Consider the following 25101-nt stretch of genomic DNA (forward strand, 5'->3'; position numbering starts at 1 on the left):
ACAGTTTTTTCGACAAAATAGGACTTTTTTCTCAAACTATATTAATAAATAAACCTTTAATTCCTATATTTTGTCACAAAACCTGATTTACTGTCTAACTATGCTATATCTTGTAAGCGATGTTATTATTATAAGCTAATAATTTGACATATTCATTACTTTTCTATATAAGTTCTAAAATAACTTTTTTCCATTGACTATATCGGTGTATACAAATTATGTACTAACTATTTTATACACAAAAAGAAGGCTGAGTTTATCAGCCTTCTTTTTTACACTTTGAACTTTTAGGTGGTTAGCTTGTTTTTAATTTCGCTAATTCTACTAAGAATTTATCATTTAATACTTTAATGTATGTCCCTTTCATTCCTAGTGAACGTGATTCAATAACACCGGCACTCTCTAATTTACGCAATGCGTTAACAATTACTGATCTTGTGATCCCCACTCTATCAGCAATTTTACTTGCTACTAATAAACCTTCATTACCATTTAACTCTTCGAAGATATGCTCAATTGCTTCTAACTCACTATATGATAGGGAGCTTATTGCCATTTGTACTACTGCCTTACTTCTTGCCTCATCTTCGATTTCTTCAGCTTTCTCACGAAGGATCTCCATCCCAACTACTGTAGCACCATATTCAGCGAGGATTAAGTCATCATTCTCAAACGATTGTGTTAAGCGTGATAAAATTAGGGTCCCTAGACGTTCTCCTCCACCAATAATTGGAACTATGGTAGTTAAACCCGTTTTAAATAATTCTTTGTTTTCAATTGGAAATGCAGTATATTCACTATCCACATCAAGGTTTGATGAAGTTTCAGGAATATTGAAAAGGCTTTTAGTATACTCTTCTGGGAATTGACGATCCTCTAGCATTTTCTTCATTCGTTCATTTTCAATCTGTTGGTTAATAGCAAATCCCAGTAATTTCCCTCTACGACTTAACACAAATACATTTGTTTCAATTACATCACGTAATGTTTCGGCCATCTCCTTAAAATTAACAGGTTTTCCTGCTGCTTTTTGGAGCATTGAATTAATTTTTCTTGTTCTTTCTAATAACGGCATTATAAATGCCTCCTATTTACTTTTCAAATGTTAAATTATCGATATTAAAAACTGAAACATTTCTAACACATTTCATTTATTTTAGTTTTTTTACGACGAAGCCTACACCATTATTCTTTAGCTGTATTTCGACTTAGAAGTAATAGCATTATAATATGAACTGACTTAAATCCTTGTTTTTAGCGATTTTACTTAATTTATCATCAACGTATTGTGCAGTAATTGTAACATTACCCATTGAAATCTCTGGTGCTTCAAAGGATAAGTCCTCTAATAATCTTTCCATGATTGTATGTAGTCTTCTAGCACCAATATTATCGGTATCTTGGTTCACTTCAAAAGCAACCTCGGCTAACCTACGAATAGCATCGTCAGAAAATTCTAGTTTTATACCTTCAGTTTCCAATAAAGCTATATATTGTTTTAGAAGTGCATTATCAGGTTCTACTAATATTCTTACAAAATCATCAACTGTGAGTTTTGTTAACTCCACCCTAATCGGAAAACGTCCTTGTAATTCAGGGATTAAATCTGATGGTTTCGCCATGTGAAAAGCTCCTGCTGCAATAAATAGAATGTGATCTGTTTTAACAGATCCATATTTCGTTACAACTGTTGAGCCTTCTACGATTGGAAGAATATCACGTTGGACACCCTCACGCGATACATCTGCCGAAGATGAATTATTCTTCCCAGCTATTTTATCGATTTCGTCAATAAAAATGATTCCTGATTGTTCCGCTTTAAACATTGCGTCAGAACTTACTTCATCCATATCAATTAACTTAGATGCTTCTTCTGTAATTAAAACCTTACGAGCATCTTTTACAGTTAATTTTCGTTTTTTACGCTTCTTAGGCATAAAACCACTTAGAGCATCTTGCATATTCATTCCCATTTGCTCCATTCCAGAGCCTTGAAGCATATCAAACATTGATGGTTGTTGTTCGTCGACCTCTACTGTTACATAGTGATCTTCTAATTCACCAAGTGCAAGTTGATGTACCATTCGCTTGCGTTTTTCGGTAACGTTTTCTTCATCTTCTGTTTTTTCTTGTTCGACTTGAGGATTATTTTGTCCACCGCCAAATAACATTTCTAAAGGATTTTTATAAGAAGTTTGTTTTTTTGGACTGGGTACTAATAATTCAACAATTCTTTTGTTTGCATTTTCTTCAGCTTTGCCTTTAACACTGTTCATCTTCTCTTCTTTAACAAGGCGAACGGACGTTTCAACTAGATCCCGAACCATTGACTCTACATCACGACCAACATAGCCAACTTCGGTGAACTTAGTTGCTTCAACCTTTATAAATGGCGCACCAACAAGTTTAGCTAGTCTACGAGCAATTTCCGTCTTCCCAACCCCGGTAGGTCCCATCATTAAAATGTTTTTTGGGACAACCTCATCTCTTAATTTATCATCAAGTTTGCTTCGACGATATCGATTTCTAAGTGCTACTGCTACTGCTTTTTTTGCATCTTTTTGGCCTACTATATATTGATCAAGCATTTCAACAATTTGACGTGGAGTTAGACTGTTTGTCATTTTCTTCTTCCTCCTTTATAACTCTTCAACAATAATATTTTCATTTGTATACACGCAAATTTCACTAGCAATTTCAAGTGCTGCTTTAGCAATCTGAGTAGCAGTTAGTTGCTCTCCAGAATATTTTTTTAGTGCACGACCAGCTGACAGAGCATAATTGCCACCGGATCCTATCGCCAATACGCCATCATCTGGTTCAATTACTTCACCTGTACCTGAAACAAGTAAAATGTTCTTTTCATCCATAACAATCAGCATTGCTTCAAGTTTCCTTAGGACCTTATCACTTCGCCATTGTTTAGCAAGTTCTACTGAAGCACGTTGAAGATTCCCATTGTATTCTTCAAGCTTCCCTTCAAACATTTCAAATAAAGTAAAAGCATCTGCTACAGACCCAGCAAAACCTGCTAGGACTTTCCCTTGAAACAATCTTCTAACTTTACGAGCTGTATGCTTCATAACAACTGCATTTCCAAAGGTTACCTGACCATCACCTGACATTGCACATTTTCCATTATGTTGAACTGCAAAGATGGTTGTCGCATGAAACGTTGTCATAATTTGGACCTCCTCTTTTAGAGAACACTTTATGCCCTAGGATGGGAGGACATATAAATGTTTCTTAAATAATCCTTCGTTACATGTGTGTACATTTGTGTTGATGAAAGATGAGAATGTCCTAAAAGTTCTTGAACAGTTCTCATATCTGCGCCAGCATTTAATAAATGAGTAGCGAAAGTATGACGTAGCATATGTGGACTGATATGAACTAAAGAAGCTGAATCTTTTATCATAGTGTTTAAAACTAACCTAACTCCCCTGGATGTAAGTTGCCCACCACGAAAGTTTAAAAATAAATGATTTGTTTTTGCTTTCGCCTTTTTACCTAGCCCTACCCTGCCTACATTTATGTATTGTTCAATCGCTTCTTTAGCAAAGCCCCCAAAAGGAACATAACGTTGCTTATTCCCTTTGCCATGAACTAGCACTGTTTCGAGTGAAAAATCTATATCATTCAATTCAATTTCACAACATTCACTAACTCGAATTCCGGTTGCATATAATAGTTCTAAAAGAGCCTGATTGCGTTGGCCGATTGGAGTAGTTAAATCGGATACTTCAAAAAGAGACTCTAATTCCTCTTTATATAAAAAATTGGGAATTCTTTGTTCCTTCTTTGGAAGAGATACTAAAGTAAATGGATTCTCCGCAACTATTTTTTCTCTCAACAGAAACTTGAACAAGCTTCGCAAACTCGATATTTTACGAGACACTGACCTACTACTAAGGTTGTTATTATATAGGCCGGTTAAATATAATCGAACGTCTGAATAAACCACTTCAGAAAAATGAGCAATCGTTTGCCGTTTCATGAACTCCATAAATTCCTTAATATCTTGCTCATAGCATACAATTGTATATTTTGAAGCGTTTTTCTCAATTTGTAAATATTGAATAAACAAATGTAATGAAAATTTCACATTTTCCAAATTTTTCACCTCACAAGGGCTACTAAATATTATCATAATTCAGTAGCCCTTGCAAACTATTTCGATTCTTTTTTTATAAAATTCTGAATTGTTTCCAATGCTCTCCCGGCATATTGCTCATACCGTTCCTGCTTGTTTTTAATTCTTTCATTTAAATCAGGAAATAGTCCAAAATTAGCATTCATAGGTTGGAAGTTTTTAGAATTAGTTGTCGTAATATATTTTGCCATACTTCCAATCGCTGTTTCAGCCGGGAATGTCAGCAATTCTTGACCTAATACAAGCCTGGCAGCATTTATTCCTGCAACTAAGCCTGAAGCTGCCGATTCAACATAGCCTTCTACACCCGTCATTTGTCCGGCAAAAAACAAGTTGTTTCTATCACGGTATTGATATGTTGGCTTTAATAGCTTTGGCGAGTTAATAAAAGTGTTCCTATGCATGACACCATATCTCACGATTTCCGCATTCTCAAGACCTGGAATAAGTCGAATAACTTCCTTTTGCGGACCCCACTTTAGGTGTGTTTGGAAGCCTACAATATTATATAAAGTTCCAGCTGCATCATCTTGTCTTAATTGTACCACTGCATAAGGTCTTTTGCCTGTTTTAGGATCTTCTAGTCCAACAGGTTTCATTGGTCCAAATAGCATTGTCTTTTTTCCGCGTTTTCCCATAACCTCGATAGGCATACAACCTTCAAAGAAGATCTCCTTTTCGAACTCTTTAAGTGGAACAGTTTCTGCAGTAATTAATGCTTCATAAAAACGATCAAACTCTTCTTCTGTCATCGGACAGTTTAAGTAGGCTGCTTCTCCTTTATCATAGCGTGATTTAAGGTAAACTTTATTCAAATCAATGCTATCTTTTTCAAGAATAGGTGCCGCTGCATCGTAAAAATACAGATATTCTTCACCGGTAAGAGATCGTAATTGCTCTGAAAGTGATTTTGATGTTAATGGCCCCGTAGCTATTATTGTAGGACCCTCAGGTATTTTTACAATTTCTTCATTATATACTGTTACATTAGGATGGTTTTTAACTCGATCAGTAACATTTGCAGCGAATTCATGACGGTCAACAGCTAAAGCACCACCAGCAGGGACAGCACATGCGTCTGCCGATCCGATTATTACTGAATCCAGGATTCGCATCTCTTCTTTAAGAACACCTACGGCATTTGTTAGTGAATTGCCTCGCAGCGAGTTACTACATACAAGCTCTGCAAATTTATCTGTATGGTGTGCAGGAGTTTGAACTACAGGTCTCATTTCATATAAGTTTACTTTTACGCCTCTTTTTACAACTTGCCATGCTGCTTCACTTCCAGCTAACCCGGCCCCGATTACATTTACTACAACTTCATTCATATTTTAAAGCCTCCAATGCTCTACACTATTAAATGCGATATATACTCCTATTATGGGAATCAAAATCACACTTATACAAATTCATTTTTTAGAATAAAAAGAGGTGAGCATAATGTGAGCTCACCGCAAAATAAGTTTCCTTTATTTTTGAGTCTCTTCTTTGTAATCACATTCTACACATTGTACTTGTAATCCCTTTTTAAGTTTTTTCTCAACTAGCATACTTTCACACTTAGGGCATTTTCTGGCAATTGGTTTATCCCAAGATAGGAACTCACATTTTGGGTATCGGTCACAGCCATAGAAGATTCTTCGTTTTTTACTTTTACGTTCTATGATATTACCCTCATTACAATTAGGACATGTAACTCCTATTTCTTTAACAATTGGCTTCGTATTTCGGCATTCAGGGAAATTGGAACAAGCCATGAACTTTCCGTAACGCCCCATTTTAAAGACCATTGGGTTGCTACATTCTTCACAATCTACGCCTGCTGGTTCATCCTTTATCTCAACTTCTCGCATTTCATTTTCTGCAATTTCTAATCGTTTTGCAAAATCGTGATAAAATTGATCGATAACATCTACCCATTCAACTTTTCCATCTTCGACTTCGTCAAGACCATTTTCCATCTTTGCAGTAAACTCAACATCCAAAATTTCAGGGAAGAATTCTAAAATTAATTCTAAAACAATGTCCCCTAACTCTGTTGGGATAAACCGTTTATTATCCAAGGATACATAACCACGCTTTTGTATTGTATCCAAGGTAGGTGCATATGTGGAAGGTCTTCCTATACCAAGTTCTTCTAGTGTTCTAACTAGACGAGCTTCAGTATATCGTGGAGGCGGCTGTGTGAAATGCTGTTTAGGTTCAATATCTTTCGATAGAACATTGTCCCCTTCTTTCAGGTTAGGAAGCATTTTATCTTTTTCCTCTACCGTATCATCCGTTCCCTCAACATATAGTTTCATAAAACCTGGGAATTTTATCTTTGAACCGGTAGCCCTAAAGATAACATCAGCATTACCGAGATCGACACTCATTGTATCCATCACAGCATGGGCCATTTGACTTGCAACAAATCTTTCCCAAATTAACTTATACAGTCTTAATTGATCCCGGCTTAAATATTCCTTTAACGTGTTTGGTTCTCGTAATGTCGAAGTTGGTCGTATTGCTTCATGGGCATCTTGGGTATTAGCATCTTTCTTTTCTTTTCTTTTTTCATCAGAAAGAAAGTTTTTACCATAGGCTTGCCCAATATATTCAGCAGCCTCGTTTTGCGCAGTCTCAGAAATACGAGTTGAATCTGTACGCATGTATGTAATAAGACCTACCGTACCCTCTTTTCCAAGGTCAATTCCTTCATATAACTGCTGGGCGATCATCATCGTCTTTTTAGCTCGGAAATTAAGTTTCCTAGCTGCTTCTTGTTGCAGGGATGATGTGATAAAAGGTGGTGCTGGGTTTCGTTTACGCTCTTTTTTAGTAACTGACTGAACAGTGAAGGATGCTCCCTCAATTTTTTCAAGAATGTCTTTTACTTCTACTTCATTTGTTAATTCCTGTTTTTTGCCACCAACACCAAAGAATTGAGCTTCAAAGGTTTCTTTTCCCTTTAGAAAATCAGCTTTAATTGTCCAGTATTCTTCTGGAATAAATGCTTTTATTTCTTTTTCTCTTTCAATCACAAGTCTAACAGCAACTGACTGAACTCTTCCTGCACTTAGACCTTTTTTTACTTTTTTCCAAAGCAATGGACTGATATTGTAGCCCACCAATCGATCAAGAATGCGGCGTGCTTGTTGTGCATCAACTAAATCCATATTAATTGCTCGCGGATGCTTGAATGATTCCTTTATCGCATCTTTCGTAATTTCATTAAATACCACACGACAATCAGATGTCACATCTATATTAAGGCTATGTGCTAAATGCCACGCAATTGCCTCTCCTTCTCTGTCGGGGTCAGCTGCAAGAAAGATTTTTTTTGCTTTTTTTGCAGCAGTTTTTAATTCTTTTAAGACAGGACCCTTACCGCGAATAGTAATATATTTAGGTTCAAAGTGATTTTTAGTATCAACACCCATTTGGCTTTTAGGTAAATCCCTAATATGGCCCATTGAAGCCTTTACCTTATATTTTTTACCTAAATAACGTTCAATTGTTTTTGCTTTAGCTGGTGATTCAACTATGACTAAGTAGTCGGACATGAAACAGTTCCTCCTTAAAGAGGGTAATATAAATCTTCACTATTATTAAATATTACTCTATGGTTTGTCAAACAGTTATTTTTAAATAGTTTAAATATAATGTATTAAATTGCTTTTTTATTCTTAGGTTGCATTCACCTAAAAAAGATAGCGGATGGCCTTTTTGTTGAATCGGCATATGACATCATGTATGGATGTTAAGCTCTTCGAAAATATCTTCATGGCTAATTACTAATTTAGCTCCTTGTTGAATAAGGCGATTAGTACCTGTACATTTCTCGTCTAAAATTGAGCCCGGGACAGCAAAGACCTCCCTACCTTGTTGTAGAGCTTGATCTGCAGTAATGAGTGAGCCGCTTCTTTCTTTAGCCTCAATAACGATGGTTCCTGCACTTAAGCCACTAATTATCCTATTTCGCATTGGAAAATGCCATCTCTGTGGTTTCGTGGTGGGGGGATATTCTGAAAGTAATAGATGGTCAATCTCTACACATTCTACTAATTGCTGATTGCTTTTTGGATAAATATGATAAAATCCACTTCCGATTACTGCAATTGTTTTTCCGCCATTAGCAATGGTGAGTTTATGGGCTATTGTATCAATTCCCTCAGCCAATCCACTTACAACGCACCACTCATTTTCAATTAGCGGTGGAATAAGCTTTTGCAAACTTTTAAACCCATATTCAGTAGCTAGTCTCGTTCCAACAACACTTATTAACTTTTTTGTATTTAGTAATGAGATATCGCCTTTTGCGTATAAGACCCAAGGTGGATCAAAAATTTGTTTCAATAATGCAGGGTAGGCATCATCAAAAATTGTAATTACATGAATATTTTTTTCATAATATTGTTTTAGCATACTTTGGATTTTAGTAGAATGCAAATCATTTACTAAATTTAAAAGTGAGGTTTTTGAAATTTCAAGGAGAGTCTCAAGTTTTTTTGGGGAAAGATGATAAATCGAAGATAGGGTAGGATCATATTGTAGTAACCGATGAATTGATTTCCAGCCGACGCCTCTACAGTGATGTAGATGGATTAAGTGTTCTCTAATTGTATTCACAATTGTACCTCCTAATAGATTCTATATTAACTTAGTGATTCCATTTTAAAATCATGCAAAATAGCCCCCATAGGGGGACTATTTTATCATTTTTAGTGTGTTTTACACTTGTCATATAAACCTTTTTCTTTTAACACAGATATTAAAGTTTCACCCATTACTGATGGTGTTTCAGCTACCTTAATACCACATTCGTTCATCGTTTTAATTTTCTCTTCAGCAGTACCCTTACCACCTGAAATAATTGCGCCAGCATGGCCCATACGCTTTCCTGGAGGAGCCGTTTGGCCACCAATGAAGCCTACAACCGGCTTAGTCATATTTGCTTTTACCCACTCGGCTGCTTCTTCCTCGGCAGTTCCACCTATTTCACCAATCATGATAACGGCATAGGTGTCTTCATCTTCATTAAATGCTTTTAATACATCGATAAAGTTTGTGCCATTAACAGGGTCTCCACCAATACCAACAGCAGTTGATTGTCCAATACCCTCTTGAGTTAATTGGTGAACTGCTTCGTAAGTTAATGTTCCAGAACGAGACACAACTCCTACGTGACCTTTAGTGTGAATATATCCTGGCATAATACCAATTTTACATTCGTCAGGCGTAATAACACCTGGGCAGTTTGGACCGACTAAACGAGTCTTTTTGCCTTCCATATAACGCTTTACTTTAACCATGTCTAATACAGGAATATGCTCAGTAATACAAATTACTAGATCCAATTCAGCATCTACTGCTTCCATAATTGCATCAGCTGCAAACGGTGCTGGAACGTAGACTACTGAAGCGTTAGCTCCAGTTGCACTTACTGCATCACTAACAGTATTATATACTGCTACTCCTTCAACTTCTGTACCACCTTTACCAGGTGTTACACCACCAACAATATTTGTACCGTATTCTAGCATTTGCTTCGTATGAAATAATGCTGTAGAACCGGTAATTCCTTGAACAAGTACTTTTGTATCTTTATTAATAAATACGCTCATGAATGTCCCCTGCCTTTCTATCCTACAAGTGATACGATTTTTTGTGCGCCATCTGCCATAGATTCAGCAGCAGTTATATTAAGACCTGACTCTTGTAAAATCTTTTTACCTAGGTCAACGTTTGTTCCTTCAAGACGAACTACTAGAGGAATCTCTAAGCCTACTTGTTTTGTAGCTGCTACAACACCTTCTGCGATAACATCACATTTCATAATTCCACCAAAGATATTTACGAAAATACCCTTTACAGCTTTGTCTGATAGAATAATCTTAAATGCTTCTGTTACTTTCTCAGCAGTTGCACCGCCCCCAACGTCCAGGAAGTTTGCGGGATCGCCGCCATAATGCTTTATAATGTCCATCGTCGACATAGCAAGTCCTGCACCATTTACCATACAACCGATGTTTCCATCAAGTGAAATATAGCTTAGGTCATATTTAGATGCTTCAATCTCTTTTGCATCCTCTTCATCTAAATCGCGATATTCAACAATATCTTTTTGACGATATAACGCATTTGCATCGAAGTTTAATTTTGCATCCAATGCCATTACTTTCCCATCACCTGTAACAACTAGTGGATTGATTTCAGCGATTGAACAATCTTTTTCAACAAATGCAGTGTATAAGCTCATCATGAATTTAACTGCTTGTCCAACTAATTCTTTTGGAATATTAATGTTAAAAGCAACTCTACGAGCTTGGAAACCTTGTAATCCTACTACAGGATCGATAACTTCCTTGAAGATTTTTTCTGGCGTGCTTTCTGCCACCTCTTCAATTTCTGTTCCGCCTTCTTCAGATGCCATTAAAACAACACGAGAAGTAGCGCGATCTAATACTAGACCAATATAGTATTCTTTTTTGATATCGCAGCCCTCTTCAACTAGTAAGCGCTTTACCTCTTTACCTTCTGGACCTGTTTGGTGAGTTATTAGAGTTTTTCCTAGTATTTCACTAGCATATGTACGAACCTCTTCTAGGTTTTTAGCAACCTTAACTCCTCCAGCCTTACCACGTCCACCCGCGTGGATTTGAGCCTTAACTACACAAACCTCTGTGCCAAGTTCTTTTGCAGCGTCAACAGCTTGTTCAACCGTAAATGCTACTTTACCATTTGGAACAGCAACCCCGTATTTTCTGAGGATTTCTTTCCCTTGATACTCATGGATATTCATTTCCCATCCTCCTATCATATGTAAGCCTTTTGTGAGAAAATTCAAGCAACTAAAATCTTGCTTTATTTTCATATTTAGAAATCAGAACATTCATTTATAGTTTCTGATCAAAAAAATTAGACTGCGTTTACATTGTATAAAATGATATGTACATTGTCTACTATTCAATTCAAATAAGTACATTTAAATCTAAAATTTTCTTACTTTCTTAAAGTGATTAAACACCGTTACATCAATAGACCCACCAAAAACTATCCAAAAATAATAATTTTAGAATTATTTTATTGATTCATTTTTTTATCTACTTTGTAAATAAATGCAAAAATTTCCGCTACTGCCTGATATAATTCTTCAGGTATTGTTTCATTAATCTTTAATTGACTTAATAGCTGAACTAATGTCGGGTCATCTTGGATTGGAATATTTTGTTCCCGTGCTAGCTTAATAATGTTCTCAGCAATCACACCTTGACCTTTAGCAACAATTGCAGGTGCCGGCTTAATTTTATCATAAGATAAAGCTACTGCACGTAATGGCTCAATTTTGTTTTTCTTCATATCCGCAAATCAACTCCATGAAATCCTTCAAAACTACTCCTTGAAACGATTGATTCTTTTTTTGGCCCAAGGCTCAGTTCCGTTCCATTTACTACCTGTAAGCTCGATAGCTTATAATTAATATGTTCAAGGCCTTCTACTAAGGATGGTTTCAGACTTGCAATTATTAGATCTAATCGCCTGTTATCATTAAAAATTGTTATATTCATCACTCTGTTTTGTATTTTAACATCAACCGTTATTTCTTTAAGATGTTCTAACTCCAAGTTAAAAATGATGTGACAATAGTTTGGATCTATTTCTCCATTATTTTGTTTTTTACCATTGAATTGGATTGTCAAATCAGTAAGTATACTACCTAACTGAATAGGTAATTGGAGAATTAATTGTTGAAACGACCCAGTTTCTTGTGAAAGTAACTGCTGACCTGTTAGTCTATTAATAATATGTTCGATTCCATCTTTCATCGGTGTTTGTCCAAGTTCGGATAAAGTTGACAATAGAAGCGGCTTTAAAGTATCATTTTGGATTTGCCTCTCACCTCTACTTAATGACGTAACCACATCATGTTCATATTGTAGGCCAAACATGGTCAAAAGTTGTTTCATAGCTGTTAAAGTATTCGGGCCATCATCCCACGGCTGAGAAAGGCCTACTCCTGACTCTTTGGCCACAATAAACTTTAGCTTCTCGAGAAGTTGATTCACACTTGCAGATTTGCTCTGCAGCACCTCTAGTGAATCATGCAACTTTGTTAAATGGTTAACTAGGGGAGTTTCGTCCTGAAGGGCTACCATAGCTTTAAAGCTGTTATAGGTGAAAGGTAAACCTCGTGTAAGTAAAAGTTTAAATGCAATTAAGCCTTTCGATACTCCCTCTTCCACTGGAAGCCACTGTCTGGCATGATGCAAATTTTCCTTGGAAAAAGGAATATTATTTTTCAGGAAAAACTGTGTTAGTTCAAGATTTTCTTTCGTGCTTTTAAGACCTAACTTTTGCATAATTTGTGTTGCTGGTTTGTTTGAATTCCCCATGTTCATTGATGAATTCTCTTTAACTCTATCCAGTATTTTCAACTCTGTTTGTTCTTTACTAGGTTGTACTTGAAACAAGTACTGATTATCAATACTTAGCGGTGCTTGAAGTTTAGCAACTAATTTCAATTTTCCTACTTGAATTTGAGCAATATCATCCTTGTATAATTTAACAACCCTGCCTTGAAAAATCTGACCTTTCTTAAAAGCTAAGGCATGACTTTGTCCGATATTCGCACTTTTTAGCATTGATTGGATCATGTTTACCTTCATTATCTTTTCCCCTTGAGTGTAGATAGATCTTTAAATAGGATTCATAACATTTGCCACCGGTGCAAATGACTGTCTATGTTCGGCTGTCGCCCCATGTTTATTTAATGCGTCTATATGTAGAGAAGTCCCATATCCCATATGTTTCTCAAATCCGTATAAAGGGTATTTATCTCCTAACCTCTTCATTAGCCTATCTCGTGTAACCTTTGCAATAATAGAACTAGCTGCAATCGATATGCTTGTGGCATCACCTTTGATTATTGAAGTTTGAGGGATTTGTACGGGTAATTTCATCGCATCTATTAATAAATGCTCTGGTTTTAGTGATAATTGCTTAATAGCTTTTATCATAGCTAACTTAGTCGCCTCATAAATATTCACTTCATCAATTTTTTTCGCCGATATGATGCCAATCCCAATAGAAAGTGCTTCTTGATTAATAGTTTCAAACAGTTCATCTTTCTTTTTATCTGTCAGCTTTTTCGAATCATTAATTCCTAACAATTTAAAGTCTCTTGGGAGGATCACCGCAGCTGCAACTACCGGACCAGCCAATGGTCCGCGGCCAACTTCATCAATACCTGCAATATAGTTAATCCCTCTTTTATATAATGCACTTTCATACTTAGACATTTCTAAGAAACTAATTTCAAAATTCAGCTCTTCGTTTTTACCATTCAACCATTTTTTTACTAATTTTTGGACCCCCTTACGACTATCTTGCTGGCATTCCGATATAAATGGATGATTTACATCTGTCATTGTCCCTAATAATTTCTCAATATCTTTTATTGTTTTAGTATTCATCGTTAATAACTCACTTTCTTTAATGCTTTATTCTTATATCGACAAAAACACAAAAAAATAAAGACCTGCTAGTGTGGTAGCAAGTCCAGTTCTGATTATCTACTAATTAGTATCGTATTATTAATCTTCAACTTCTTCCTTAGGTTCTTCAAACGATATTGGACCAAGCTTTTCTGAACGAAGCTCGCGTAATATAAGTTCAGCTGTTTTATCATAATCAATATATCCACCTGAGACCATACAGCCTCTCCGCTTACCGATTTCATCAAAAAGCGACACGATATCTTCTGGATATTCATCTAGATTATATCTTTCCTTTAAACGATTTGGATATTTCTCTTTTAAAAACGTAAGGGCATAGACGGCTATATCTTGAAGATTAATGATTGTATCTTTAATCGCTCCAGTCACAGCAAGCTTTTGACCAACTTGTTGATCTTCAAACTTTGGCCATAGAATACCAGGAGTATCAAGTAACTCTAATTCCTTACCAACTTTAATCCATTGTTGAGCCTTAGTTACACCGGGTCTATCACCCGTTTTGGCAATATTTTTTTTGGCTAGTCTGTTAATCAATGTAGACTTTCCGACATTTGGAATTCCGACGATTAAGGCACGTATAGCCCTTGGCTTAATACCTTTAGCAGCCATTTTATCAAACTTTTCCTTTAGTATCTCTTTTGAAGACGTTATAATCTGTTTTAGTCCACTTCCCGTTTGTGAATCAATTGCCAAAGCATGAATTCCTTGTTTTTTATAAAAGGAAATCCATTCTTTAGTCATTCTCGGGTCAGCCATGTCAGCTTTATTTAAAAGGACCAGGCGTGGTTTATTCGTAATAATTTCATCAATCATTGGATTCCTTGACGCAGCAGGAATACGTGCATCAACTAATTCAAATACAATGTCAATGAATTTTAATTTTTCTGTTACTTGTCGTCTCGCTTTGGCCATATGGCCTGGAAACCATTGAATTGTCATTTATTCACCAACTTAACTTAATTTTCTTCGCATTAGTGAACCCATTATCATTTTTTTATAATTCTCACATCAGATAAAGGCCAATATACCAAATTTGTTTTTCCAAGTATTTCTTCCATAGGTACAGGTCCAATATGGCGGCTATCCTTACTGAACCTTCGATTATCACCCATTACAAATACTTGACCTTCTGGGACACGTTCAAAAACAAACGGTTCTGTTAATGGACCATCCACCAATTCTGACTTATATTGATCTAAATAAGCCTCTTCATATGCTTTTCCATTAACATATAGTGTGTCGTCTTTATATTCAATGTAATCACCTGGTAGACCTATGATTCGCTTAATATAATCCTTCTCTTCTGTTGCATGGAAAACAACGATATCAAACCTTTCTGGACTGCCGATTTTATTTACAATCATACGATCTTCATTTTGAAGTGTAGGCATCATTGATAAACCATCAACAACTATCGGCGCAAACAAAAAATAACGAATCGTAGCCGCTAAAATCACAGCAATTGCTAATGCTTTAATCCATTCCCAAAGCTCATTTTTTTTTCGAGTCATCTCCTGTTCCTCCACCTAACAATAGTCTTTGTACAAAGATAAGTAAGTAAATATAAAATTATTTACCTAGTTTTGGTGTTTAGCTCTGGGCGCCATCGACTCGAGGTCATAAGCCAATCCCGTCCGGAAGGTAAAGAACAACCTTCCAGCCGGCTCGTCTTATGCTTGACTTGCTCAAGAAGTGCTAATGTCGATGTTCGCCACAGGACGTGGCGGGTTTTAATCGACGCTCAGGTAGGCTGGCGCCCTACGCTTTTTCTCTTATGTATTATAACAATTTCTATTAACCCTATGTCAAACAATGCTAGCAACAAAAGTCCAGACACTGATAAAAGTTTAAGAGAAACTACATTCATACACTACTTATTATATGTAGTTTTTTATGAAATTAAAAGGAGCTTGTTAAACAAGCTCCTTTTCTTACTATTATCGAATTTCTTTAATACGTGCTTTTTTACCACGAAGTTCACGTAGATAGTATAATTTCGCACGGCGAACTTTACCACGACGAAGTACTTCTAGCTTAGCAATTTTTGGTGTGTGCACAGGGAACGCACGTTCAACACCTACACCATAAGAGATCTTACGTACTGTAAATGTTTCGCTAATTCCGCCACCACGACGCTTAATTACAACACCTTCATATACCTGAACACGTTCGCGTGTACCCTCGATAACTTTAACGTGTACACGTACAGTATCTCCAGGGCGGAACGTAGGAAGGTCTGTTCTTAATTGTTCTTTCGTAATTTCTGCGATTAATTGTTGCATCGACTTTCATCTCCTTCTCACAGATGCTCATAACAATGCTTTTTACTATCATTGCAGCGGAACATCGTTATAAAGACAAGTGCAATATTTATTGCCCAAGTCACAAAAAATATCATACCATAACACCTAGTATGTTGCAATAGTTACTCTACTTCTTTCTCTATTTCTTTTAACCATTTTTTTTGTCTTTCTGACAATTCATAGTTTGTTATCAAATCAGGGCGGCGAAGAATTGTTCTTCGCAACGATTCTCGTTCTCGCCATTCATCTATTTTTTTGTGATTTCCGTTTAGGAGAACTTCAGGTACCTCTAATCCACGGAAATTAGCAGGTCTTGTATAATGAGGATGCTCTAATAATCCACTACTATGAGAATCCTTTATAGGAGAATCTTCATTCCCTAATACGTCAGGTAATAAACGGACAACACTATCAACAATTACCATTGAAGCTAATTCTCCACCAGTAAGTACATAATCACCAATCGATATTTCATCTGTTACAACATGCTGACGAATACGCTCATCGTAGCCTTCATAGTGTCCGCAGATAAAAATAAGGTGATCTTCTTTAGAAAGTTCTTCCGCTTTTTTTTGATTATACCTTTCACCTTGAGGGCACATAAGAATCACACGAGGTTTCTTTTCATTCTGATTTGTCAAGTCAGCAACAGCATCAAAGATAGGTTGGGGTGTTAAGACCATTCCAGCCCCACCTCCATAAGGATAATCGTCTACATTTTGATGTTTATTTGTTGAGTAGTTGCGAAAATTTACAACATTATAGGTTACTGCGTTTTTTTCTTGTGCCTTTTTTAAAATCGACTCCCCAAATACACCGGAAAACATCTCTGGAAAGAGAGTTAAAATATCGATTTTCATACTATAGTAGTCCTTCCATAAGGTGGATTTTAACAATTTTATCTGCTACATTAACCTCTTTTACAATATCATTAATATAAGGGATTAAAACTTCCTTACCACCTTTTCTTTTAACGACCCAAACATCATTTGCACCCGGGGTTAACACTTCACTTATCTTCCCTAACTCTTCTCCATCCTCTGTTAAAACGGTACAACCGATTATTTCATGAAAATAATATTCGTTTTCTTCTAGCTCACCTAATTGTTCTTTAGGTACTTTAATAATTGCATCTCTAAGCTTTTCAACTTCATTTATCCCGTTATAGCCTTCAAATGTAAGTATATCAAATGATTTATGAACTCTATGACTAGTAACAGTTACTTCAAATGGCTCCGTACTATTTGGCATAAAAAGATAGAGCTTATTACCCACCTTATACCTTTGGTCACCAAAGTCCGTTTTGGATACAACTCTAACTTCCCCTTTAATGCCTTGTGTATTAACAATTTTCCCAACATTAAACCAATTCTCCATACTTTCACCTCTAACGTATGTCCTCTATAACTCCATCTTTAACAAGAATTATTTTTGTAGAACTTATTTCATCCCAATTATCACCAATAGAAACATCAGCAATACCTTGAATTTCTTTTTCCTTTATCTCACTGCCTAAAGGAAGTGTATGTAGTTGATCAATTTGAAAATCAATGAGCTTCACTTTTTCCTGTCTTGCATCGATTTCCTTAGCAAAGTAAGCTTGAACTTGGTTGGGGCTATACTTGTTATTCTTAGCTGTTTTTTTAGCATCAAACCGCAATTGTTCACATTCATTTACTAGCTGTCTTTTTTTATGTTCAAAGCTTTCTAAGAGCTTAGCTTTACTTTGTTCGGTCAAAACCTGTTTAACAACTACATTACGTATTATTTTCACTACAATCACCTCGAGTAAAAGCTAGCCTTACTACTAATAAGAAAAAAAGAAAGGGGCAATCAGATTCTAAGGAAATACTCTTTTTTTCGTATATAAAAAAGGGGAGGTTTCCCTCGCCCTTATTCTTCGTAAAGCAGTAATCTTGTTTATGAATTCATAAGCAGTTTACCCATTTAAGATTGTCCACTTACTCAAAAATCAAGTTAACATCACTTTACCTATTCGTTAATCTCTAGATGAATTCGTTTATTAAGTCCAGTGCCTGCTGCATAAACAACAGTTCGAATTGATTTAATAACTCGACCTTGTTTACCGATTATCTTTCCCATATCATCTTTATTGACAGATAATACGTACGTAATTGTACGATCATCAGAAGCTTCTGTAACAGTAACTTCATCTGGCAAATCTACAAGGGCCTTGACAACTGTTTCAATTAACTCTTTCATCTTTACCATATTCATTACTTGCTTTGTTTAGCGTTGTGGAATTTTTCCATAATGCCTTGTTTAGAAAATAAGTTACGAACTGTATCAGATGGCTTAGCACCATTTTGTAACCATTTTAATGCTAACTCTTCATTAATTTTTACTTCAGCTGGTTGGTTTACAGGATTGTAAGTTCCAACTGTCTCAATGAAACGTCCATCACGTGGTGAACGAGAATCAGCTACTACGATACGATAAAAAGGAGATTTGTTTGCTCCCATACGTTTTAAACGAATTTTTACTGCCATTTTATATAGCACCTCCGAAATTATTTAAACAAGATATAATATTAGCAATTACTTTTATGTTTGTAAAGTATTTTTTCTTAACACAGGATACTTTACATAAATGGTAATTTAAACCCTTTTTTCTTACCCTTTGTCATGCTTGTCATTTGCTTCATCATTTTTTTCATGTCTTCAAATTGCTTTAGTAGTCTATTCACTTCTTGAACAGTTCTTCCACTACCTTTTGCAATTCGTTTTTTACGACTCGCGTTGATGATGTCTGGGTTAACTTTCTCTGCTTTTGTCATCGAACGAATAATCGCTTCAACATGATTAATTTGTTTTTCATCAACTTGAACATTTTTCAAGCCTTTCATTTTGTTCGCACCAGGAAGCATCCCTAATATTTCATCTAATGGACCCATATTACGAACTTGTGAAAGCTGATCTAAAAAGTCTTCGAAGGTAAATGACGCTGAACGCATTTTTTGTTCTAGCTCTTTAGCCTTATCCTCATCAACAGAGGCTTGTGCTTTTTCAATTAATGTTAGCACATCACCCATGCCGAGAATTCTCGAAGCCATCCGTTCAGGATGAAATGCTTCAATTGCGTCTAGTTTTTCACCTAGACCTACAAACTTAATCGGCGTATTTGTTACAGCCTTAACAGACAGAGCTGCCCCACCACGAGTATCTCCATCTAACTTGGTTAAAACTACACCTGTTAATCCGAGTAGATCATTAAAGCTTCCGGCAACATTTACTGCATCCTGTCCGGTCATTGCATCAACAACAAGGAAAATTTCATCTGGCTTTGCAATTTCTTTGACTTGCTTTAATTCATCCATTAAAGTTTCGTCAATATGAAGTCGCCCCGCTGTATCGATAAGAACATAATCATGATGTTCTTCCTTTGCCTTTTCAATGGCTTGTTTTGCAATTTCAACAGGACTGATCTTATCACCAAGTGAAAAGACAGGCATACTCAATTGTTTTCCAAGAGTTTCTAATTGTTTAATTGCAGCTGGTCGATATATATCAGCAGCAACCAACATCGGATTACGGTTATGCTTTTTTCTAAGTAAATTAGCAAGTTTACCTGCCGTTGTCGTTTTACCCGCACCCTGTAAACCAACCATCATAATAACCGTTGGTGGACGCTTTGCGACGGCTATTTTACTTTGCTCGCCACCCATAAGATTTGTAAGTTCTTCTTGGACAACCTTAATAACCTGTTGACCAGGGGTTAGGCTTTTCATCACTTCTTGTCCAATTGAACGCTCACTTACGCGTTTTACAAAATCTTTTACAACTTTAAAGTTAACATCAGCTTCAAGAAGTGCAAGACGAACTTCTCTCATCATTTCCTTTACATCAGCTTCAGTTACTTTTCCTTTTCCACGGATCTTCTGGATAGTGTTTTGCAGTCGGTCGGCTAATCCTTCAAATGCCATGTATGCCGCCCCCTAATCTAATTTCTCAAGCATTTCAATTATATTTAAAAGTTCATCCTTGGAACCGTTTTGGTCGCAAAGATGTTTTAGCTTTTGTAACAATTGTTGTTGCTCTTGAAACTTTTGAAATAGTAACAGCTTTTCTTCATACTCTTCAAGCATTAATTCAGTACGTCTAATATTGTCATATACCGCTTGACGACTTATTTCATATTCTTCTGCTATTTCACCAAGGGAAAAGTCGTCTAAATAATATAAAGACATGTAGCTCCTCTGCTTGGGTGTTAATAACGACTGATAAAAATCAAAAAGATAATTGATTCTTGTCGTTTTTTCAAGCATAGTGGCTGCCCCCTTTGTTAAGTGAAATACCTTTACAAGAGATTATTTTACAATTTACCAGCATGGATGTCAAGTTTTTTTCTTGGCAGTACCGAAAAGCGCAAGGCGCCTGGAGCTAGACACTAAGACTAGTTACAAATTTATATCCTTTCTTATCTTTCATGAAAAGCGCAAGGTCCCCGGAGATAGAATTTAAAAAACACCCCTGCATTCATCTGCAGGAGCGTCAAATACCTTATCAATCCTCTTCTGTATCCTTCTCAATCAAATCAGAAAATAAACCATATACAAATTGTTCTGCATCAAACTTTTGTAAATCATCAACCTTTTCTCCTAATCCAACAAACTTAACTGGTATTTCTAACTCATTTCGAATAGCTAAAACGATTCCTCCTTTAGCTGTTCCATCTAGCTTTGTTAAAACGATTCCAGTAACGTTTGTAGCTTCAGAGAACGTTTTGGCTTGTGTCATTGCATTTTGTCCAGTTGTTGCATCTAGAACTAATAGAACCTCATGTGGAGCGCCAGATTGCTCACGCTCGATTACACGTTTTACTTTTTCGAGCTCTTTCATTAAGTTCACTTTATTTTGCAACCGCCCAGCTGTATCACATAATAAAACATCTACATTTCGTGATTTAGCTGCTTGAACTGCGTCAAACATAACTGCAGCTGGATCTGAACCTTCTGATTGTTTGATAACATCAACACCTACTCGCTCACCCCACACCTCGAGTTGATCGATTGCCCCAGCTCTAAATGTATCACCTGCAGCTAGCATGACAGACTTACCTTCATTTTTCAAACGGTGCGCTAATTTACCGATAGTCGTCGTTTTCCCTACTCCATTAACTCCAACAATTAAGATTATTGTTAAACCATCGGATTGGAGATTTAGGTCTGGCGATACTTCATTTCCACCTTTATAAATATCAACAAGCTTTTCTGAAATTACTGCTTGAACATCTTTTGTTTCTTGGATGTTTCTTCTTTTGACCTCCATTTTTAGTTGGTCTATAAGTTCCATTACGGTAGAGACCCCAACATCAGCAGATATTAGAATCTCTTCTAATTCTTCAAAAAAGTCTTCGTCAACTTTACGGTACTTGGCAACAAGGTCATTTATACGTTCAGAAAATGAGTTGCGCGTTTTCGACAACCCTTCTTTAAACTTTTCACTAACTGTGTCACTTTGCTTTGTTATTTTTTCTTTTAATTTTTTGAAAAAGCTCACATTACCATTCCTTTCGTTATTAGTTATTTCTTAAACTAGCTCTTTGGTTTCTTCCAGTCTAACAGAGACTAACTTTGAAACTCCGGATTCCTGCATTGTCACACCGTAGAGGACGTCAGCCTCTTCCATTGTACCCTTTCGATGTGTAATAACAATAAATTGCGTATCATCACTAAAATTTTTAAGATATTGTGCAAACCTGAATACATTTGCTTCATCAAGTGCTGCTTCTACCTCATCGAGCACACAAAATGGTACTGGTCTTACTTTTAGGATTGAAAATAGAAGTGCGATTGCTGTTAGTGCTCTCTCACCACCTGATAATAAACCGAGATTTTGCAACTTTTTACCAGGCGGCTGCGCGACAATATCAACTCCTGTATTTAATAAATCAGTAGGGTCTGTCAAACGTAGATCCGCTCTTCCCCCACCGAATAAAGCTTGAAACACCGTTTCAAAGTGTGAACGAATACTTGTAAACGTCTCATTAAAGCGCTTTTTCATTTCATCGTCCATTTCATCGATTACTTTGTACAAGGTGTCCTTTGCTTCTTGTAAATCATTTTTTTGTTCTAACAAGAACTCATAGCGCTCTGACACCCTTTCAAACTCCTCAATTGCTCCAATGTTAACCAACCCTAATTCATCAATCGCAAGCTTGATGAGTTTTACTTTTTTACGAGCTTCCAAAGCATCAATTTCAAGCGAATATTTTTGCTTAGCAGCTTCAAAGGTTATATGATACTCCTCACGTAGATGTGTCAACCTATTTTCTAGTTCGACATCCAGTCTGTTCATTTTGACTTCTTCATCTTTGAGAATATCTACGAGCTGTTTGTACTGCCTTTTTCCCTCTTTAAGCTCTCGCTCGAGGTCCTCAACACTAGTTTGTATCTGCAAGCGTTGTTGTCGGCGACTTGAGATGAGTTGAATGGTTTGATTTTTATCATTAAATTTTCGCTTGGCAGCAGCTTCTAATTCCACTTCCCCGGAACTACTAGACGACATCTCATTTGTTAATAGCGATAAATCCTCAGTTGTTTCAGTATATTTTGATTCTGTCTCTAGAAACTCATCTGTTGTGCGTGAAAGTTTCTCTTGCTGATTTTCTAGTAACTGAAGCTTTCCTGCTAGTAGTACTTTTATATCTGTGATTTCTGATTGCAATGTCTCTTTCAACATTTGTTGGTCATTTCTCTGGAAATTCAACTGATTAATTGTTGTGTCAAGTGCTTGTAATTCGGTAGAAATAGTAGTTAACGTCCGTTCCAGCTCCGAAGTGCGTGAAGCCATTTTTTTATTCTCACTATCAGTCATCTGTTTTTCCTGATCATATAGTGTTAAATGGTCGTTCGCGCTTTTTTCTTTAAACTCGACTTCACGAACTTCACTTTTAATCGTTTGATGCTTTAACCGTAAATTTTCCCCATTCTCGCGAAATTGTTCTAGAACTATTTCTTGGTTAGAAATAGACTGCTTTAACGTCTTAACTTGTTCTTCAAGTTGTGCGGTTTTCGTCTCCATTTCTGCTAATTTCTGGGTAATATCCTCTAATTCACGACTTCTCCCTAGTAATGAATTAGACTTTTGTTTAACAGCACCACCTGTCATAGAGCCACCTGGATTGACAACATCACCATCCAAAGTAACAAGCCGAAAACGGTAATTTATAAGCCTCGCTAAATCATTTGCACCTTTTAAATCCTTTGTTACAATAACAGTTCCCAACAGACTAGTGACCACCGACTGAAACTTAGTTTGAAATGCAACAAGGTTTGAAGCAACTCCTATAAATGCAGTGTGACTTGTTAAAGACTGTAGTTGACTTGCTGGGATTGTGCGTTCCTTGATTACCGTCAGAGGTAAAAAAGTAGCCCTTCCAAATGAATGCTGCTTTAAAAAGTTAATGGCCTTTCTTGCATTTTGTTCATCGTCAACAACAATATGCTGGGTTGCAGCACCAAGTGCAATCTCAATAGCAGTCTCATATTCTTTAGGTACACTTATTAATTCAGCAATCGCCCCTTCTATTCCTTCGAGCTTTCCCTCTCTTGCTTTAAGGACTTCTTTTACTCCTTGGAAAAAGCCTGTGTAATCATCCTGCATTTCCTCAAGCATTTCTTTCCGCGATTTTGTCTGTTGTAAAAATTGATAGGCCTGATAAAGAATTGATTCCTGCTTTTGATACTTTGCCTTTAGGTTTTCAAGTTTAATTTGTTCGTTACGATAGGATTTGATTTGTTGGTCTAATTCAGCTTCTATAGTAGAAAGCACCGTTTGGAGACGAATTTTTTCATTTTCAATTTCCATACGTTCTTTAATGTATTTTTCGTTCGTTTCAACTAACCTAATATTTTTATTTTGCTGTTGCTTTATTTGATCTTGCAAATAACTTAATTCGTTACGTGAAGAAGCTTGTCGATTTAATAACTCGATATATTCACTTTTTAAATCCTCGAGCTTTTCTTCTATATTTTGATCATATGCAGAAAATAATGCTTGTTTATCTTTTAGTGAAGCTTTTATAGCATTCACTTCTTTAGTCAAAGATTTCACAAAGTCATTCTCGATTACTTTTACTTGTGATAGATGATCTAACTTTTCTTTTAGTTCTTCAACAAGACTTTGCAATTGGGCTTTGTTTTGATGGGCATTCTTCTTACGTTCTTTTAAAACTTCCTTTCGCCCCTCCAGTTTTTCTAGCTCCTCACTAGCAATTAGTAATACTTGTTGTAAGTCGTTTATAGATCCATCAAGAGCTTCAACATGGTCACGATGTTTTTCGATTTCAGCCTCTTTCATTTGCAGTGCAAAAGACATATCTAGTTCCTGTTGTTTATGGAGTTTAATTTGCTCATTAAAGGCTTCCCATTTTTGATGAAAATCCTCTATCTCATAAACAGTTAACGCAACCTCAATATGCTCTAGTTCTTCTTTCTTCTGTAAGTAATCCTTTGCAATGGATGCTTGTATCTTTAAAGGCTCTACTTGACTTTCTAATTCATGTAAAATATCATTTACACGATTAACATTTTCTTGCGTTTCTGCTAGTTTATATTCTGCCTTTTTCTTGCGATTCTTATATTTAAGAACCCCAGCTGCTTCTTCAAAAATACTACGTCGTTCCTCTGCTTTACTACTTAATATTTCTTCTACTTTTCCTTGACTTATGATTGAAAATGCTTCACGACCAAGTCCTGAATCCATAAAAAGGTCAACAATATCCTTAAGTCTACAGCTTTGTTTATTTATAAAAAACTCACTATCACCAGAACGGTAGACTCTTCTCGTTACACTAACTTCATGGTAATCTATTGGCAAAAAGTGATCTTCATTATCTAATGTTAGGGTTACTTCAGCAATATTTAACGCTTTTCTGGAATCACTACCTCCAAAGATAATGTCTTCCATTTTTACACCTCGGAGTGATTTTGCAGATTGTTCACCTAAAACCCATCGGACGGCATCTGTAATATTACTTTTCCCGCTTCCATTAGGACCCACAACTGCTGTAACACCTGGTACAAAATCAATTGCAATTCTTTCGGCAAATGATTTAAAACCAACAATATCTAAACGTTTGAGGAACATAAGCCCCCCCCTTAAGCAAAAATTAGTATGTATGA

At 36.2% G+C, this 25101-nt stretch carries 24 protein-coding genes; all 24 read right to left on the reverse strand.

Annotation, left to right across the window (positions count from 1 at the left end; all coding sequences use genetic code 11):
• Positions 1-295: 295 nt before the first annotated feature.
• The gene (codY, locus tag PY093_RS00555) at positions 296-1075 is read right to left on the reverse strand and encodes a GTP-sensing pleiotropic transcriptional regulator CodY (protein WP_275643903.1); all 780 of its coding nucleotides are present in this window, start codon (positions 1073-1075) and stop codon (positions 296-298) included.
• 148 nt (positions 1076-1223) lie between these two features.
• Positions 1224-2624: an HslU--HslV peptidase ATPase subunit gene (gene hslU / locus PY093_RS00560; RefSeq protein WP_275643904.1), complete on the reverse strand. Its 1401-nt coding sequence runs from the start codon at positions 2622-2624 to the stop codon at positions 1224-1226.
• A gap of 15 nt (positions 2625-2639) precedes the next feature.
• Positions 2640-3182, reverse strand: coding sequence for an ATP-dependent protease subunit HslV (gene hslV / locus PY093_RS00565; RefSeq protein ID WP_275643905.1), 543 nt, complete (start codon positions 3180-3182; stop codon positions 2640-2642).
• A gap of 29 nt (positions 3183-3211) precedes the next feature.
• Positions 3212-4114: a tyrosine recombinase XerC gene (gene xerC, locus PY093_RS00570; protein WP_275643906.1), complete on the reverse strand. Its 903-nt coding sequence runs from the start codon at positions 4112-4114 to the stop codon at positions 3212-3214.
• 56 nt (positions 4115-4170) lie between these two features.
• Positions 4171-5484, reverse strand: coding sequence for an FADH(2)-oxidizing methylenetetrahydrofolate--tRNA-(uracil(54)-C(5))-methyltransferase TrmFO (gene trmFO, locus PY093_RS00575; RefSeq protein WP_275643907.1), 1314 nt, complete (start codon positions 5482-5484; stop codon positions 4171-4173).
• Between the two features lie 141 nt (positions 5485-5625).
• Positions 5626-7701, reverse strand: a complete 2076-nt coding sequence (topA, locus tag PY093_RS00580; RefSeq protein WP_275643908.1) for a type I DNA topoisomerase — start codon at positions 7699-7701, stop codon at positions 5626-5628.
• A 184-nt stretch (positions 7702-7885) separates the two neighbouring features.
• Positions 7886-8770 (reverse strand): DNA-processing protein DprA, encoded by an 885-nt coding sequence (dprA, locus tag PY093_RS00585; protein ID WP_275644179.1) that lies wholly within the window; start codon positions 8768-8770, stop codon positions 7886-7888.
• Between the two features lie 89 nt (positions 8771-8859).
• The gene (gene sucD, locus PY093_RS00590) at positions 8860-9762 is read right to left on the reverse strand and encodes a succinate--CoA ligase subunit alpha (protein WP_275643909.1); all 903 of its coding nucleotides are present in this window, start codon (positions 9760-9762) and stop codon (positions 8860-8862) included.
• A gap of 17 nt (positions 9763-9779) precedes the next feature.
• Positions 9780-10940: an ADP-forming succinate--CoA ligase subunit beta gene (gene sucC, locus PY093_RS00595; RefSeq protein ID WP_275643910.1), complete on the reverse strand. Its 1161-nt coding sequence runs from the start codon at positions 10938-10940 to the stop codon at positions 9780-9782.
• A gap of 281 nt (positions 10941-11221) precedes the next feature.
• Entirely contained in the window at positions 11222-11497 is a 276-nt protein-coding gene (locus PY093_RS00600) for an EscU/YscU/HrcU family type III secretion system export apparatus switch protein (RefSeq protein WP_275643911.1), read from the reverse strand.
• On the reverse strand, positions 11494-12804 hold the full coding sequence (locus tag PY093_RS00605) for a hypothetical protein (protein ID WP_275643912.1): 1311 nt from the start codon (positions 12802-12804) through the stop codon (positions 11494-11496). The genes PY093_RS00600 and PY093_RS00605 overlap by 4 nt, the downstream gene beginning before the upstream one ends.
• 30 nt (positions 12805-12834) lie before the next feature.
• Complete coding sequence (locus PY093_RS00610; protein WP_275643913.1) at positions 12835-13611, reverse strand: ribonuclease HII; 777 nt, start codon at positions 13609-13611, stop codon at positions 12835-12837.
• A 120-nt stretch (positions 13612-13731) separates the two neighbouring features.
• Complete coding sequence (gene ylqF, locus PY093_RS00615) at positions 13732-14592, reverse strand: ribosome biogenesis GTPase YlqF (protein ID WP_275643914.1); 861 nt, start codon at positions 14590-14592, stop codon at positions 13732-13734.
• A gap of 47 nt (positions 14593-14639) precedes the next feature.
• Complete coding sequence (gene lepB, locus PY093_RS00620) at positions 14640-15164, reverse strand: signal peptidase I (RefSeq protein ID WP_275643915.1); 525 nt, start codon at positions 15162-15164, stop codon at positions 14640-14642.
• A 426-nt stretch (positions 15165-15590) separates the two neighbouring features.
• Complete coding sequence (gene rplS, locus PY093_RS00625) at positions 15591-15935, reverse strand: 50S ribosomal protein L19 (protein ID WP_275643916.1); 345 nt, start codon at positions 15933-15935, stop codon at positions 15591-15593.
• 143 nt (positions 15936-16078) lie between these two features.
• The gene (gene trmD / locus PY093_RS00630; protein WP_275643917.1) at positions 16079-16816 is read right to left on the reverse strand and encodes a tRNA (guanosine(37)-N1)-methyltransferase TrmD; all 738 of its coding nucleotides are present in this window, start codon (positions 16814-16816) and stop codon (positions 16079-16081) included.
• A 1-nt stretch (position 16817) separates the two neighbouring features.
• Entirely contained in the window at positions 16818-17333 is a 516-nt protein-coding gene (rimM, locus tag PY093_RS00635; RefSeq protein WP_275643918.1) for a ribosome maturation factor RimM, read from the reverse strand.
• 10 nt (positions 17334-17343) lie between these two features.
• Positions 17344-17730: a YlqD family protein gene (locus PY093_RS00640; RefSeq protein WP_275643919.1), complete on the reverse strand. Its 387-nt coding sequence runs from the start codon at positions 17728-17730 to the stop codon at positions 17344-17346.
• A 218-nt stretch (positions 17731-17948) separates the two neighbouring features.
• Positions 17949-18179, reverse strand: a complete 231-nt coding sequence (locus PY093_RS00645; protein ID WP_275644180.1) for a KH domain-containing protein — start codon at positions 18177-18179, stop codon at positions 17949-17951.
• Positions 18180-18193: 14 nt separating this feature from the next.
• Entirely contained in the window at positions 18194-18466 is a 273-nt protein-coding gene (rpsP, locus tag PY093_RS00650; RefSeq protein WP_193472748.1) for a 30S ribosomal protein S16, read from the reverse strand.
• A gap of 92 nt (positions 18467-18558) precedes the next feature.
• Entirely contained in the window at positions 18559-19899 is a 1341-nt protein-coding gene (gene ffh / locus PY093_RS00655; RefSeq protein WP_275643920.1) for a signal recognition particle protein, read from the reverse strand.
• Between the two features lie 12 nt (positions 19900-19911).
• Positions 19912-20241, reverse strand: coding sequence for a putative DNA-binding protein (locus PY093_RS00660; protein ID WP_275643921.1), 330 nt, complete (start codon positions 20239-20241; stop codon positions 19912-19914).
• 238 nt (positions 20242-20479) lie between these two features.
• Positions 20480-21475 (reverse strand): signal recognition particle-docking protein FtsY, encoded by a 996-nt coding sequence (ftsY, locus tag PY093_RS00665; RefSeq protein ID WP_275643922.1) that lies wholly within the window; start codon positions 21473-21475, stop codon positions 20480-20482.
• Between the two features lie 30 nt (positions 21476-21505).
• Positions 21506-25066: a chromosome segregation protein SMC gene (gene smc / locus PY093_RS00670; RefSeq protein ID WP_275643923.1), complete on the reverse strand. Its 3561-nt coding sequence runs from the start codon at positions 25064-25066 to the stop codon at positions 21506-21508.
• Positions 25067-25101 lie beyond the last annotated feature (35 nt).

Source organism: Cytobacillus sp. S13-E01, from assembly GCF_029193815.1.
In the GTDB taxonomy this organism is placed as follows: Bacteria; Bacillota; Bacilli; order Bacillales; family Bacillaceae_L; genus Bacillus_BV.